Source organism: Alteromonas macleodii ATCC 27126 (assembly GCF_000172635.2).
GTDB classification, from domain to species: Bacteria; Pseudomonadota; Gammaproteobacteria; order Enterobacterales; family Alteromonadaceae; genus Alteromonas; species Alteromonas macleodii.
Genome location: NC_018632.1, coordinates 2,636,672 through 2,652,786 on the forward strand (window position 1 = coordinate 2,636,672; position 16,115 = coordinate 2,652,786).

Here is a 16,115-nt window from a genome sequence, read left to right on the forward strand (position 1 = left end):
GTGTAATGATTATGTTGCGGTATATAAAACTCACACTGTCAGCCACGGCCCTGTTGCTAACCTCGGCGTGTTCGCAAAATGAACTGCAAGGCGAAGTCACCGTATTGCGCTTGGGGCATACGTTGGACACTCAACACTCAGTACATAAAGCAATGGAATATCTTGGAGAGCGCCTAGATTACTATTCTGACGGTACAATGAGTGTGGTTATTTACCCAAGCAGCCAGCTGGGAACCGAGAGGGAGATGGTAGAACTGCTGCAGATTGGCTCACTCGCCATGACTAAGGTGTCGGCAAGTCCTTTGGAAGGGTTTGCTCCCGAAATGAAGATTTTTAGCATTCCTTACATTTTCCGCGATAACGAACACTTCTGGCGTGTATTAAACAGCGATTTAGGCGATGAGTTGCTATCTGGTGTTGAAGACTTTCGACTTAAAGGTCTCGGCTATTACGATGCGGGAAGCCGCAGTTTTTACACCAACGACAAACCAATAGAAACACCAAGCGATCTGAACGGACTCAAAATTCGCGTGTTGAACAGCCCCACTGCAGTAGCAACAGTTCGCGCACTTGGAGGAGCTGCAACCCCCGTTGCCTGGGGAGAACTGTACACTGCGCTTCAGCAAGGCGTTGTAGACGGCGCAGAGAATAACCCGCCCAGCTACTACCTTTCACGTCATTATGAAATTGCCCGTTACTACAGCCTTGACGAGCATACCAGTGTTCCAGACGTCATGCTGGCATCGCTGCCGGTATGGGAAAGTTTGAATGAACAGCAGCAAACGTGGCTAACCAAAGCAATGGAAGACTCTGTTGAATACCAACGCGAACTTTGGAAAACATCTACGCAAGCCTCTTTAGAAAAGGTAAAAGCCGAAGGCGTCACAGTTATTACGCCTGATAAAGCACCTTTCGTCGAAGCGGTAAAGCCTTTTCATAAGAGCTTTGAAGGCACGCCAATTGGCGACTTAATTACGCAAATAAAAGCGATGTAACAATGACAATAATACGCCTCATCGATAAAGCCTTAGCCGGCACCCTTATTATTGCCATGGTAAGTATTTTACTTACCGTAATTTGGCAAGTGGTCTCACGTTACGTACTTAAAGACCCCGCTTCGGTCACCGAAGAGTTGTCTAGGTTCATACTTATTTGGATAGGCATCTTAGGTGCGGCCTACGCCTATCGCCAAAACGCGCATTTGGGGTTCAACTTAATTGTTGAGCGTCAGTCTCGTAAAGTGAAACGCCTTCTACTTACCTGCGTTGAAGTCATTGTCATTATCTTCTGTGTTTTGGTGATGGTTTACGGCGGCGCTGAACTAGTGTCTCTTACATTAGAGCTAGAGCAAATCTCAGCAGCGCTAGGTGTGAAAATGGGCTTCATCTATAGCGTGCTTCCCTTATCTGGAGGCCTTATCATTGCCTATGCACTGGTTAACATTACTGCACTTTGGCGAAACAACAATAAGGAGTCAGCGTAATGGAACTGACCGGTATTATCTTAGTCGTCGCCTTTTTTGTACTCCTTCTTTTAAATGTTCCTATTTCAATCAGCATTGGTGTAGCCACGCTGCTTGCTATGGTAATGAGCATGGACATTGCTCCGGCTACCATTACTATTGCCCAGCGTATGGCAGGTGGTCTTAATAGCTTTGCGCTCTTGGCAATCCCATTTTTTGTTTTATCTGGCCTTATCATGGGACGCGGCGGGATAGCCAAGCGATTAATTGAATGTGCAATGGCGCTTATTGGTGCGCTTCCCGGTGGTTTAGCCTTGGTGAATGTTGTTTCCTGCATGCTGTTTGGTGCAATTTCAGGGTCTGCAGTAGCGACTACGTCTGCTATTGGCAGCTTCATGTTGCCCGAAATGAAGAAAGCGGGCTACGAGCCGAATTTTAGCGCAGCGGTCACTGCCGCTGCATCAACTACGGGAATGTTAATTCCGCCAAGTAATATCTTAATTGTATACGCAATCGCTAGCGGTGGCGTATCCATCGCCGCCCTCTTTATGGCTGGCTATATTCCAGGCATTATGGTGGGTCTAGCGCTCATGCTGGTGTGCTTTATCTACGCAAAAATGAAGGGATACCCCCTATCGCCGCGGCTTCCTATTAAAGTAGTTGTCGAAAAAACTATCGCAGCACTCCCTTCCCTATTCCTCATATTCTTAGTGATTGGCGGCATTGTGGGCGGCGTTTTTACCGCTACCGAAGCTGGTGCCATTGCGGTGGTTTACTCATTGCTGTTAGCTGTGGTGTTTTATAAAGAAGTGGATGCGAAAGCCCTACCTGATATTTTCTTGAAGGCGGCAGAAACGACGGCAATTGTAATGCTGCTTATCGCGGCCTCAACAGCGATGTCTTGGCTATTGTCGTTTGAGAACATTCCGCAAACCTTAAGTAACGCACTGTTGTCGATAAGCGATAACCCATTACTTATTCTTCTCTTAATCAACCTATTGCTTATCGTAGTTGGTGCATTCTTGGATATGACACCTGCCGTACTTATTTTTACGCCCATATTTTTGCCGGTGGCCTTAGAACTTGGAATGAGCGAACTGCAATTCGGCATCATGCTCGTACTCAACCTGTCTATTGGATTGTGCTCACCGCCCGTCGGCGCCGTACTTTTCATTACCTGTGCCATTGCCAAAACCAAACTTGAGAACATCATTCGACCGCTAATACCTTTATATGTGGCTATGTTTGTCGTTCTTATGCTAGTTACGTATGTCGCATGGTTCAGCGAAGCGCTACCACGTGCACTAGGATTTTAGTAAGGTAGAATCATCAAAACTGAAAAGTGTGGTCAGGCGTAGTTTGATCACACGAACTTTCACTTTTAAGTAACAAAAACGTATTACCCGTATTTGTATGGTAATATCGGAAGTAACGACATAATAGCGCGGAAAAACAGAGAATTATGAACAAGCGCCCGACTATCAATGATGTTGCAGCCCTAGCAGGTGTATCAAAGCGTACCGTGTCACGCGTCATTAACGGTGCGACCAATGTGGGAAAAGCAACACGTGAGCGCATTGAAGCGGTCATTCAAGAAACGGGGTTTGCCCCTGACAAACAAGCGCGTGGTTTAAGTACTAGCCGCTCTTACTTGATAGGCTTGATTTATGACAACCCCGATGCCTTGTATATAGACCAAGTACAAAGAGGCGTGTTAAGCATATGTTCTCAAAAGGGTTATGAGTTAGTTGTACACCCTTGTAGTTATAATGCCGAAGGTTTTGTAGAAGACTGTATTAACTTTGTGCGTCGTTCAAACATAGATGGTGTCATCATATTGCCACCGGTATCCGAATCGAAGTTATTAGCCGACGCGCTGCAACAAAAGAGTATTAACTATGTGCGAATGGCGTCAGTAGATTTAGATGACCATCAAAATATCGTAGTGAGTGACGACAGAGCTGCTTTAAGTGACTTAGCGCGCTATATGGTTTCACTAGGCCATAAAGACATTGGTATCATCAGCGGTCCGCAACAGTATTATTCCTCAAAAGAGCGTTTGGAAGGCTTTGTTGAAACGCTTAACGGCCTGGGTGTCGATGTACCTAAAAACAGGGTAATTGAGGGTAAAAACAGCTTCGAAAGCGGTATAGAATGCGCGCGTCAATTGCTTATTCAGTCACCACGAGTTAAAGCTATTTTTGCAAACAACGATGAAATGGCAGCAGGCGTATTGAAAGTGGCTCATGAAATGGGAATAACCGTACCTGACGAACTATCCGTCGCGGGGTTCGATGACAACTTACTTGCTGCCCGCGTAATCCCTGCCCTTACCACTGTTCAACGTCCCGTTGGCGATATGGCAGCTATCGCAGCGCGTAAAATCATCGCGCATATCGAAGGCAGTGAAGTTAGTGAAACCGAAACGTATCTGGTCAAACCTCACCTAATTATTCGCGATTCAATCAAAAAAGTGTGATTTTTTACAATGAAGTGTTGCTAACACTTCTTTTTCGACCTATTATGCCACCGGTGGCACGACAATAAAAAAGAATGTTAAAAATAAACAATTTGTAAACAGAGCGTAAAAAGCAACGTTTTCTAATCTATCGCTCTTTTTAAGTACACAGTGCTTATTTAACAACGCTTGGCAGTTAAATAAGCCGTAAAGATAAAGCAGGACTTGTAATGGACGTTAAAACACAACTAGTTAAAGTGCATAATAACGATAACGTTGCGGTTGCAACCTGCCCTATCGTGGCTGGCACTTACATCGCTGAATATGACATTACAGTTAGCCAAGACATTCCTGCTGGCCATAAAGTTGCCTTAGTTACCCTGTCAGACGGTGGCGACATCGTGAAATATGGTTTCAGCATTGGTGCTGCAACAAGCCAAATTAATGCTGGTGAACATGTTCACAGCCATAACGCAAAGACTAAGTTAAAAGGCACTGAACAATACGTTTACGCGCCGTCAAATACCGCTTCAAAACAAAACCATCTTACTTCTGGGTTACAGTTCATGGGCTACAGAAGAGAAAATGGAAAAGTGGGTATTCGCAATGAAGTATGGATCATCAATACCGTAGGCTGCGTAAATCGAACAGCAGACCGTATTGCCAACGAATGTAATCGTCGTTTCGCTAGCGAGTGCGACGGATTCCGCGCATTTACCCACCCTTTTGGCTGTTCTCAGCTGGGCGATGATTTAGATGACACGCGCACTATCTTAGCCTCTCTCGCATCTCACCCGAACGCTGGTGCGGTGTTAATTGTAGGCTTGGGTTGCGAAAACAATCAGCTTAAGAGTTTACTGCCTCACGTTGATAAACCGGCAAATCGGGTTCGCTTCTACAACGCACAAGAAGTGGTAGATGAGTTAGAAGAAGGCGTCAATGCGGTTTATGACTTGTTAAAAGTAATGGCTAATGACAAACGTGAGCCTATCGACGCTAGCGAATTAACCTTAGGCATGAAGTGTGGTGGTAGCGACGCTTTTAGCGGTATTACTGCCAACCCAACAGTAGGGCGTGTTACCGATTTAATGTGTAATCTAGGTGGCTCGGTCATTTTAACCGAAACGCCAGAAATGTTTGGTGCCGAACAGCTCTTAATGAATCGCGCTAAAAACAAAGACGTATTCGAGGCGTTTAACTCGCTGATTGATGAGTTTAAGAACTACTTTATCGCCCACAATCAACCTATTTACGAAAACCCGTCTCCAGGCAATAAGGCAGGCGGTTTAACCACGCTAGAGGAAAAGTCTCTCGGCGCGGTTCAAAAAGGTGGAACGTCTACTATTCAGTCTATCTTGCAGTATGGCGAGCCCAAGCAAGATAAAGGCCTAAGTTTATTACAAGCACCTGGTAACGATGCCGTTAGTTCAACGGCGTTGGCAGCATCGGGGGCACATATCGTTTTATTCACCACAGGCCGAGGCACGCCCCTTGGTTTTCCTGTACCCACAGTCAAGATATCGTCAAATTCAGATATCGCTAATAAGAAGCCACATTGGATAGATTTTAACGCTGGACAAGTTCTAGAAGGCGTCTCTATCGATAAGTGTGCCGAAGCGCTACTCCAACATTGCTTGGCAGTGGCATCTGGTCAACAAACCTGCAACGAGAAGAATGGCAGCCATGAGATTGCTATTTGGAAACGTGGCGTCACCCTCTAAAAGAGAGCGTTATGGAATCGATATTATTACATGAAGATAGACTTTTTCCTGCCGATGAAGCAACCCGAAGTGTTGCAAAGGCGCTGTATAAGGAAATTCGAGATCTCCCTATCATAAGTCCACATGGCCATACTGACCCACGTTGGTTTGCACAAAACAATAATTTCACCAATGCAACCGAGTTGTTTATCACCCCTGATCACTATGTGTTCAGAATGCTGTATAGCCAAGGTATTAAATTAACCGATATTGGTGTGCCACGTTGGGACGGCGGCGAAACGGAACAGGATCCACGTAAAATCTGGAAACTTCTGGCAGATAACTATCATCTCTTTGCTGCCACACCGTCCCGTTTGTGGTTAGACACTGTATTTCACGATGTATTTGGTTTGCGAGAGATGTTGTGTAGCGACAACGCAACGCATTATTACGACCACATCACTGCGCAGCTTCAAGGGGATGACTTTAAACCCCGTGCGCTGATGGACCGCTTCAATATTGAAGTGATTGCTACCACCGAAGGCGCGCTTGATGCCCTTCCCCATCACGCAGCGATTAAAGATACACCGTGGGCAAAGCGGGTTATCACCACCTTTAGACCTGATGATGTAGTCGATGCTTCACGCGAAGATATTGTTTCAAACATTGAGAAACTTGGTGAACTCACCGGTGAAGACACTGCAACCTGGCAGGGCTACCTGAACGCAATTCGTGCACGACGTGCCGTCTTTAGAGAGCACGGTGCAACAGCAACAGATCACGGACACCCAACGGCGAACACAGCTGATTTAAGTGAAGCTGAGTGTATTGCTTTATTCGATAAAGTAAGAAGTGGAAACAGTAACCCTGAAGAGCAAGAGCTATTTAGAGCGCAAATGCTTACCGAATTAGCGGGAATGAGTGTAGAAGACGGCATGGTGATGCAAATTCACCCTGGTTCGTTTAGAAACCACAACAGTCAGCTCTTTACACAGTTTGGTCGCGATAAAGGCCACGACATTCCAATGCAAACAGATTTTGTTAAAGCGCTTCGCCCGTTACTCGGTAAATACGGTAACGAGCCTAACCTCGACATTATTCTATTTACATTAGATGAAACCACGTACAGCCGTGAATTAGCGCCACTAGCGGGTCATTACCCTTGCCTGAAACTTGGTCCGTCTTGGTGGTTCCACGATAGCCCTGAAGGCATGTTGCGCTTTAGACATCAAGTGACAGAAACCGCAGGTTTCTTCAATACTGTTGGTTTTAATGACGATACGCGCGCGTTCTTATCTATCCCTGCACGTCATGATGTTGCCAGACGCATTGATTGTCGCTTCCTTGCACAGCTAGTTGTGGAGCACCGCATCAGTGAAACAGAAGCGGCCAGCATTGCAAGAAAACTCACTTATGATTTTGCTAAACAAGCGTACAAACTGGGGTAATCATGACAAAGCCGTTATCAATTTCAACGCTACCTCTTTTAAGTGACAGCGTAAGTAAACCAAATTACGATCTGGAAGCAACCGGTTGTGGCATTGTGCATATTGGTCCAGGTGCCTTTCACCGTGCGCACCAAGCGTATTATACCGAAAAGGCGCTGGCTTATGGCGGTGACTGGCGCATTCACGGTGTGTCAATGCGCAGCGCATCACTTAAAGAAGCGTTGAGTACACAAGACAATCTCTATGCGTTGTGTATTGTTGATAACGAGCCTGAAACCCACATTATCGGCGCAATTAAAACCCTTTCTACATTAGCACATGATCGTGAAGACATTGTTGCTGCACTGGTAAACAAGCAAACTAAAATTGTGACGCTTACCGTGACAGAAAAGGGCTATTGCCTTAATGCGCAAGGTCATCTAGATACTGATCACCCGGATATTAAAGCTGATCTAGTCACGCCAGAAACACCGGTAAGTGCAGTTGGCCTAATTGTGCAAGCGCTAGCTCAACGTAAGCAGGCAGGCTATGCAGATATTACCATTATCAGCTGTGACAACGTGTCAGACAACGGTAAAAAGCTGCAAAAAGCGGTGACCGAGTTCGCCAATAAAACGGATGAATCACTCGGCCAATGGATCAGCGAGAACATCGCCTTCCCCTGCACTATGGTTGACAGTATTACGCCAGCAACTGAAGACAGCTTCAAAGCCAATGTTGCCGCTGAGCTGGGTTTAACTGATAACTGGCCTATTCAGCGAGAGGCATTTACTCAATGGGTGGTTGAAGATAATTTTTCTGGCCCACGACCCGCTTGGGATAAAGTTGGCGTTACTTTTACTCATGATGTGAGCTTCTTTGAAAAAGCTAAGCTTCGCATTCTAAACGGCACACATTCAACACTGGCCTACATAGGGTTATTGCTTGGCAAGGAAACCGTATTCGACGCAATGCGTACCCCAGCCATAAAGCAACTGATTCAAACCATGTTGAAAGAAGAAATTGTTCCGTCTCTATCCAGTGATAACGAGAATACCGATAGCGGAACACAAGACTTCGATCTGAACGCTTACGCACAAGACATTGTTAAGCGCTATGAGAATAAGCATATTCGCCACCTGTTGTCGCAAATTGCTTGGGATGGGTCACAGAAAATCCCATTTCGAATTCTCGACACAGTACGCGATAACCTAAAAGCAAAACGAAATATTGATTTGCTCTGCAGTGCCGTTGCGGCCTGGTGCCTATTTGTAAACAACAAGGCACGTTTAAACGAAACTATCACCGACCCGCTAGATAGTATGTTAAGGGCTACAGCAAAATCGGTAGACTTTCAGGCGATAGAACTTGCTAAAAAATTGCTATCACTCGATACCATGTTCGCCGAACTGTCGGTAAATAATACGTTCAAGGAAAAGGTGCTCGAGAAAGTTAATCAGCTACTTGATATTTTATCGCACGAAAATAGCAACGACATTCAGCAAGGCTCTGCTACCACTACGTTAACAGAAAGTTCGCTAGATTCACTAAAAGGAACCGCGTGATGAAAAGTACCTTTTCCATGCTTAAAGGCGCCCCATTACTCCCTATTATTCAGCCTAAATCTGTTGACGAGGGGCTTCACCTAGCAGAAGCAATTGCAAATAGCGGCCTGTGCAACATAGAAGTAGTGAATCGCAGCGACGCAGCATTTGAAGCCCTGTCAGCGATTAGAAAACAGTTTCCTGAACTCGTTGTGGGTATGGGCACATTGTTAAATCGCAACCACGTATTTGAAGCGTTGGATGCAGGCGCGCAATTTTTGATAACGCCCACAAGCTCAGAGACATTGCTCGATACACTGATTGCTTCAAATGCACCCTTTTTGCCGGGCGTCGCTACGCCTGCCGATATTCTTTTGGCGCACCAAAAAGGCATACGCGAAATGAAGTTCTTTCCTGCGAGTCTTAGCGGCGGTACACCTTTTCTTAAAGCGATTTCAAGCGTATTTAGCGATGTTTGCTTTTGCCCTACCGGCGGCATTAATGGCGAAAACGCGAATGAGTATCTCTCGCTTGGCAATGTAAGAGCAGTAGGCGGTACATGGATGATGCCGAAGGCAGCCATTGAAGCAAAAAATTGGCAAGCTATAACTTTGGCATGTCAACAAAGCCTAACATTGTTTGATGAGGCTGCGGCATGAGCATAGTTGATACCAACCAAAGAATGGTTATTTTTGGCGAGTGCATGGTAGAGCTTCGAAGCACTCAGCGTGAATCATCAGTTAGTATACGCGATGAAAACACAGATAATAATCTGATGGCGAAAAGCTTTGCTGGCGACACGTACAACACTGCGGTTTATTTAAAACGCTGCTTGCCTTCATCTTCCATTAGTTACTTAACGGCGATCGGCGCAGACTTTTTAAGCGATGAGCTGCTGTTTAAAATGGGTGAGCACGAAATTAACACTGATTTAGTGTTTCGCTCGTCGTCGCGTAACCTTGGCCTGTATATGATCCGCAACGACAACGAAGGTGAAAGAACCTTTGCATATTGGCGTAACCAATCTGCAGCAACACAGACGCTCAACATTATGAAGGGCGCTGAATTTGCTTGTGATTGGTTTTATTTGAGCGGTATCTCTATTGCCATTTTAGATGACGAACAGCGCGCTACACTTTTCGAACTGATTTCGTCCCTCAAGGCCAAAGGCAGTAAGATTGCCTTTGATCCTAATTATCGAGCTCGTCTTTGGTCATCTCAAGAAGATGCCAAATACTGGACGGGTAAGGCATATGCTGAAGCAGACTTGGCGTTCCCAGGTGCAGACGACCATTTAATGCTGTTTGGCCACACTAATGCTGATGAAATATTTAGCTATTTAGCCGACAAACAAATTGAAGAAATCGTTATGAAAAACGGGGCGGTTGGCGTTCATATACTCCGTCAACAAGAACAATGTATTGTGCCTGTTGAGCGTGTTGAACAGGTGGTTGATACAACGGCTGCTGGCGATGCATTTAATGGCGGTTATATGGCCGCTCGACTTGCAGGTAGAAAACCTGTTGAGAGCGCAAGCTATGGGGCAAAAGTGGCAGCGACTGTGATTACCTACCCCGGTGCCATTATATCAGGCGATGCCTTCACTAATCACATACCGTCGCTATAGTCGGTATGTGACATTCCTCTTTCTTTTCTCTTCTATTTCCTGCCATTGTAACCATAAGCAAGCACGCTAATTAAGATAAAGGCGATCCCCCACTAAAAAACGCGGCACGCCCGCAATAACGCGCCACTTCATTTTTATGTGAGCTTACAACGTGTCTCGATATACGTATTTTGCCAGTGGGTGCGCTGTCGCTTTTAGCTCTCGCACAAATATTTGCGCCATTTTAGCCGCGCCTACTACGTTCAAGTGAGTGTCGTCCGTTTTTCCTTCAGGGTAGCGTGCATAAAGGTCGGCGGGCACCTTAATGAAGTAATGGTTGCTGTTAGGCTCGCCTACCTGAGCAAGAAAATCGCAAGTTAAAGCGTTCATAGGAATAAATGGCACGTTATTTTGTGCTGCCACTTTCTTCGCTGTATCGGCATACGCCAGCAACGTCCGTTTTAATACACCTTCCTCAGTGAAATGACGCCTGCAAATACTACTTGCGATAATCACTGATGCCCCTTTTGCTTCAACATCCTGAACAAACTGATTCAAGTAAGCTGGATAAGCATTTTCCGGGTCGGCATAGCGAGCAGGATCCGACTGTTTTTGATCGTTATGACCAAACTGAATAGCCACAAAATCACCTTCAGACAGATCGGATAACAGAAGCTGCCAGCGTCCCTCATCTACAAATCGCTTTGTGCTTCTGCCGTTAGCCGCGTGGTTTTTAATATTAAGATTGGGCAGCATGAATTCAGGAAGCAATTGCCCCCACCCACGTTCTGGATATGACAACATAGGCTTGTCTGACATGGTTGAGTCGCCAACCAGATGTAGGGTAACTGGCTTTTTGTAGGGTGGAGCTTTTACAGCCTCTTCACTGCCTTTATTAGTAGCGCTTTGGATTGAAGCACTTTGGGAACCCGAACTGGTAAGTGCATAAGCGCTAGATTGCGCCGCGTAACTAATGTGAAGTGTACTCGTGCCTTGCTGGTCTGCCACTGTAAAAGTACTCGATACAACAAAAACGCTTGCAAGACTGTAGCGCAGCGCGTTGAATATTTTCCCTGTGGTGGGTTTACTTGAATTTTTCACACCTTTTCTCCTTTTCAATATTTCTATTGTTGCGATGCAAATTGCTCAAAAAGTGAGATAGAGGCGTGCTGAACTCCTCCCGGCCTACACTTTTTGCACATAAAAAAGGCCATCAATACGATGGCCAAACACACCCGTCTTCACGGAACACAACATTTAATTATTATCTCAGGCCGGCCAACATAATTGGCCGGCCTGTTTTTTTACATAGTATAACGAGCGCCAAGGAAGAACTGACGGCCCGTGTGGTTGTACTCACGTACCAAGTTCAAAGAGCCATCACCCGTGGTAAACAAGCGCTCGTACTCATCGGTAAGATTAATGACTTCAAAGGTCAACGTTAGCTCGTCGTTTACGTTATAAAATGACGAGAAATCTACCTGCGTAGGTCCTGTCGTACCGTGCGCAACGTTACCATTGCTGCCAGTAAAGTCTGTCAGGTAATCGTCGCGTTTGTTAACTGACACACGCGCACCGTATTGGTCTGTTTCGTAATACACCGTAAAGTTGTACGATGTTTCACTCATACCTTCGATGTCGTCAGCATTAACGTGCGTATAGTTCGACACGATACCCATGTTTTCGAACAGTCCTGGTAAGAAACTTAGCGGCTGCTGATAAATTAACTCATAACCGCTTACACTTCTGTCTTCAGCGTTAATTGGACTGCTATGCTCGTATGGAATAGTGCGTGGGTCTAGCGCAATTACAGGGTCAAACTGTGCATCGTTGTCGATAAAGTCGTAGTAAGCACTGTCGACTAAACGCTCTTCTGATGCGCGAACAATCCAGTTATCAATGTCTTTGTAGAACACTGTTGCTGCTAGTAGCGCTTCGTCATCGAAGTACCATTCAACACCAAAGTCAACGTTGTTCGACGTAAACGGATCAAGGAATGGGTTCCCCACGCTCACCGAGCCGTTAATATAATCAAAGCTTGGGTTACCAGGGTTTAATGAGTTCAGGCTTGGGCGAGTCATAGACTGTGTTAAGCCAAGGCGAACAACTACGTCATCAGTTGCTTCAAGTGCTAAGTTAACTGCTGGTAAAAAGTTATTGTATTCGTTTTCGATTTGTACCGTTTCGCCTTGAATAAAGCCTTCAGAGGTGGTGGTTGTTTTCACATAACGCACACCGTAATTAGCGCGAAGTAACATGTCGGCAATCTCATAGCTCGTATCAAGCTCAAGGTACATAGCTGATGTTTCTTCGCCTACTTGCCAGCTTTGTGCAGAACGCGGTGTCCAAACAACATCTAACAATTGGCTATTAATAGCGTCAAAGTCGGCTACAAGGAACGGGTCAAGAGGGCCATCAAAACCACTTCCGAAATCGTCTACCGGCATAATTTCAGCAAAACCTACTGCCGAGTCTTGATCCGGGAAGCCATTTATTTGCTCTTCACTGTAGGTTACAACACGGTCATTGTAGGCAAAGCCAGCCTTAATAGTGACTTCATCACCTAAGTATGTCGCATCAAATTTGACCGTGTCGTTTTCACGCAATACATCAGTAGCACGTAATCGGCCATCGCTTAGGTTATAGTTGCTTGCATCGTTAACATCGTAACCGTAAGTCACTTCTGGCGCGTTGCTGTTATTGCTAAAGTCAAAGCCGTAGCTGGTTTCTTCCAGCAGCGTCATATTGTAACGATATTGCTCTGAACGAGCGTCAGACTCTGCTGTACCGGCCATCATATCAAGTTTAAGGTTTTCACCAATAAACCACTCGCCAGAAATTACGAATTGGCTAAAGTCAGTAGTTGATTCTTGTAAACGGCTTTCAATACGCGATTTGATACCGTCGTACGTACCAGCCAGCACCTGTTGACCATTAGGATGAACAGTAATAGAGGTAGGCGTAATTTCTTCGAATGTACTTCTGAACATGTGGAAGAAGTTATACATGGTACGGGTGTTATCAAGTTTGGACACTAAACCGTCTAGCGTAAGTGTGAAATTATCTGTTGCAGCCCACTGAATTGAACCGGTGAAGCCTACACGCTCTTGATCATTACCAAAGTAGTCAGGTCTAGGTAAACGTGGTGTCCATAAACAATTAATCGGGTCTACCGACTCACCTTCATACTGGCAATCATCTACGTCAGGTGTGCCGTTAACAACCGTGTTTGATGTATCGCCAAAGATGCCACCACCATCGCGAACTGGAGTAGTCCAACGAACTGTACCAAAACCTTCCTGTCTTACTGTGCGCTCTGAGAACGCGGCCGAGAAAAGCACACCGACTTTGTCGTCAGCGAAACGGTTGCTGATCATGAAAGCGGCGCGAGGATCGGTCTCTTCTGTAATGCTGTTATAGCCGCCTTGAAGAGATGAAACGAATTTAAAACCGTCGTAATCAAACGGCTTTGCCGAGTACAGATCAACCGTACCTGCAATGCCGCCTTCTTCCATAGAGGCGGTAGGAGATTTTTGAATATCTACGCGGTTGAACAATTCAGAAGCGAAAATGTTAAAGTCAAAGCCACGTCCACCGTTTACACCGCCACCTGAGTCAGTGCCATCTGTACTTGCTGGCACTTCCATGCCATTAAGTGTTGTGCGGGTAAATGAAGGGCTCAAACCACGCAAAGTAATTTGGCGCCCTTCTCCACCTTCACGAGAAATGGCTACGCCGGGTACACGTTGAATTGACTCAGCAATATTTAAGTCCGGGAATTTACCAATGTCTTGCGCAACAATTGATTCTTTACTGTTAACTGATGTTCGCTTTTCCATCAGTGATTTATTAAGTGATCCACGAAAGCCTGATACTTCAATGACTTCCATATTTTGCGCTTCGGTTTCACTGGCTTGTTCGTCTGTGGCTTCTTGCGCATGAATATGTGCGCCTGACAACGCTAGCGTAACAAGAACAGCGAGTTGCTTTTTCTTTGGTAACATTGTTGTTTCTCCGGTTTTTATATTTATAAGAGACGCGCATACTGACAAAAGGTGAAGATGCTTTTGAAACGTGTGTGAACTATTCAAATTTACACAAATTCAACATTTATCGTATTTAACCATTTCACTCCCCTTTATGCCACCGGATAACATTTTGGTGATTAATACCGTCAATGCTTTACATTTATCCGATAGCACGTCTTGGCTGTTAAGGAAGCGAAAACGCGTCAATTCTAATTCATTCTCTATAGTGGTCTCGTAAACGACCAAAACCTTGAATGAGAAGAGTTGCAGGGTACAGCTATGTTTTCTAATTAACGCAAAACTTCTCTTCGGCAATAATGTAAACCTCGAAAACAACACTCAAGCTTTACATTTGATTTACATCCTAAACAGTTATGCTACCGGTGGCAACAATTTTGTTGAAAAAATTTACAATAAGAAGAAATTTGATATGCAATGATGAAAGAAGAAGAGACTATAGAAACTAACCAAAGCAGGATGAGCACTTTAATTAAAACACTTAAAAACAGTCACTTACGTCATATCGGCCACTTTTTCAACGCGTAAAATAAAAGTTAAAAAATGTAAATAATTCCGTTGACATATGAGCAAATAAAAACCATCATGCTACCGGTAGCACAGAGTGTATTTACAATGTTATAAAAATAAGGGTTTGTTATGCTAAAAGGTATTCTACGCGCAGCTTCCGTTGTAGCTTGCACGGCGTTTGTTTCTTCCGCTGCTAATGCAAATGATTGGGTACAAATGCCTCTCGACAACACACAATCATGGTCTATGAGAATGATAGAGTCTGAGATGGTGCGTTTCCCAGAAGCTTGGCAAATCGATTGGGATGAGAAGCCACAATGGGATTACGTTCACGGTCTCAACCTCCTTGCCATAACAGAAGTCTATCAAGATACTAAAGATCCCCGTCTCCTGTCTTATGTAAAAGGTTACTACGACATGTTGGTTCAACAAGACGGAAGTATCAAAACCTATGATATCAATAAGTTTAATATTGATATGGTTAACCCTGGTAAAGTGCTGTTTTTCCTCTATGAAGAAACCGGCAACCCTAAATACAAAAAAGCCGCTGACCTACTTAGAACGCAGCTTACTACTCACCCACGTACCGAGCAAGGTGGCTTTTGGCACAAGAAACGCTATCCAGACCAAATGTGGCTTGATGGCCTATACATGGGGGCCCCCTTCTACGCTGAATACATTGTTAAGTACGGCGATATGAAAGAGCTAGACGATGTATTTTTGCAATTTGAACTCATTGAAGAGCACCTTTACGACGAAAAAACAGGCCTCCCCTTACATGGCTGGGACGCATCTAAAAAGCAAAAGTGGGCTGATAAAGAAACAGGTCTTTCTCAACATCACTGGTCACGTTCGCTAGGTTGGTATGCTATGGCAATGGTGGATGTGCTAGAAGTTGTTCCTGCCGAACACCCAAAAACACCGTGGCTAAAAGCGCGCTTTAAAGCGTTTATCGACGCTACGCTTACCTATCAACATAATTCAGGCACCTGGTATCAGGTTACTGACTTGGGAAACCGTGAAGGAAACTACCTTGAAGCATCAGGTACAGCAATGTTGACCTATGCTATGGCTAAAGGTGCAAGCCTTAAGTTTCTTCCTGAGGAATACAAAGCTCATGCAGAAAAAGGGTTTGCTGGACTTCTTGATCAAATGATTTCGGTTAATCCAGATACTAACGTTATCAGCCTTGAGCAAGTTTGCGCCGTTGCTGGTCTTGGTGGAAATCCATATAGAGATGGTTCATTCGACTACTACATGAGTGAGCCAATCAGAGCAAACGATGCGAAAGGTGTAGGCCCATTCATTCTGGCTGCACATTATTTGAATAAGTAAAAAGCGCTAAATTGTAAATAAAAGGGG

The 16,115-nt window shown here is 45.0% G+C and carries 12 protein-coding genes; 10 read left to right on the forward strand and 2 right to left on the reverse strand.

Features of this window, described 5'->3' with window-relative positions:
* Nucleotides 1-11 precede the first annotated feature (11 nt).
* The 9 genes from MASE_RS11265 to MASE_RS11305 all read left to right on the forward strand — a co-directional run bounded on the left by MASE_RS11265 (nt 12) and on the right by MASE_RS11305 (nt 10,218).
* On the forward strand, nt 12-995 hold the full coding sequence (locus tag MASE_RS11265; RefSeq protein WP_014949871.1) for a TRAP transporter substrate-binding protein: 984 nt from the start codon (nt 12-14) through the stop codon (nt 993-995).
* Nucleotides 996-997: 2 nt separating this feature from the next.
* Nucleotides 998-1,483, forward strand: coding sequence for a TRAP transporter small permease (locus MASE_RS11270; RefSeq protein ID WP_014949872.1), 486 nt, complete (start codon nt 998-1,000; stop codon nt 1,481-1,483).
* The gene (locus MASE_RS11275) at nt 1,483-2,778 is read left to right on the forward strand and encodes a TRAP transporter large permease (protein WP_014949873.1); all 1,296 of its coding nucleotides are present in this window, start codon (nt 1,483-1,485) and stop codon (nt 2,776-2,778) included. The genes MASE_RS11270 and MASE_RS11275 overlap by 1 nt, the downstream gene beginning before the upstream one ends.
* 146 nt (nt 2,779-2,924) lie before the next feature.
* Nucleotides 2,925-3,941 (forward strand): LacI family DNA-binding transcriptional regulator, encoded by a 1,017-nt coding sequence (locus MASE_RS11280; protein ID WP_014949874.1) that lies wholly within the window; start codon nt 2,925-2,927, stop codon nt 3,939-3,941.
* Between the two features lie 209 nt (nt 3,942-4,150).
* A complete protein-coding gene (locus MASE_RS11285) occupies nt 4,151-5,641 on the forward strand; it encodes a UxaA family hydrolase (protein ID WP_014949875.1) in 1,491 nt (496 codons plus the stop codon).
* 11 nt (nt 5,642-5,652) lie between these two features.
* Nucleotides 5,653-7,068 (forward strand): glucuronate isomerase, encoded by a 1,416-nt coding sequence (uxaC, locus tag MASE_RS11290; RefSeq protein ID WP_014949876.1) that lies wholly within the window; start codon nt 5,653-5,655, stop codon nt 7,066-7,068.
* A gap of 2 nt (nt 7,069-7,070) precedes the next feature.
* The gene (locus MASE_RS11295; protein WP_014949877.1) at nt 7,071-8,612 is read left to right on the forward strand and encodes a mannitol dehydrogenase family protein; all 1,542 of its coding nucleotides are present in this window, start codon (nt 7,071-7,073) and stop codon (nt 8,610-8,612) included.
* Complete coding sequence (eda, locus tag MASE_RS11300) at nt 8,612-9,250, forward strand: bifunctional 4-hydroxy-2-oxoglutarate aldolase/2-dehydro-3-deoxy-phosphogluconate aldolase (protein ID WP_014949878.1); 639 nt, start codon at nt 8,612-8,614, stop codon at nt 9,248-9,250. The genes MASE_RS11295 and eda overlap by 1 nt, the downstream gene beginning before the upstream one ends.
* Nucleotides 9,247-10,218, forward strand: coding sequence for a sugar kinase (locus MASE_RS11305; protein WP_014949879.1), 972 nt, complete (start codon nt 9,247-9,249; stop codon nt 10,216-10,218). The genes eda and MASE_RS11305 overlap by 4 nt, the downstream gene beginning before the upstream one ends.
* 144 nt (nt 10,219-10,362) lie before the next feature.
* Here the strand turns inward: MASE_RS11305 and MASE_RS11310 are convergent, their stop codons facing one another.
* Both MASE_RS11310 and MASE_RS11315 read right to left on the reverse strand, forming a co-directional pair.
* Nucleotides 10,363-11,298 (reverse strand): rhamnogalacturonan acetylesterase, encoded by a 936-nt coding sequence (locus tag MASE_RS11310; protein WP_014949880.1) that lies wholly within the window; start codon nt 11,296-11,298, stop codon nt 10,363-10,365.
* Between the two features lie 203 nt (nt 11,299-11,501).
* Entirely contained in the window at nt 11,502-14,201 is a 2,700-nt protein-coding gene (locus MASE_RS11315; RefSeq protein ID WP_014949881.1) for a TonB-dependent receptor, read from the reverse strand.
* 681 nt (nt 14,202-14,882) lie between these two features.
* Here MASE_RS11315 and MASE_RS11325 point away from each other — a divergent pair.
* A complete protein-coding gene (locus MASE_RS11325) occupies nt 14,883-16,088 on the forward strand; it encodes a glycoside hydrolase family 88/105 protein (RefSeq protein ID WP_014949883.1) in 1,206 nt (401 codons plus the stop codon).
* The last annotated feature ends 27 nt before the right edge of the window (nt 16,089-16,115 follow it).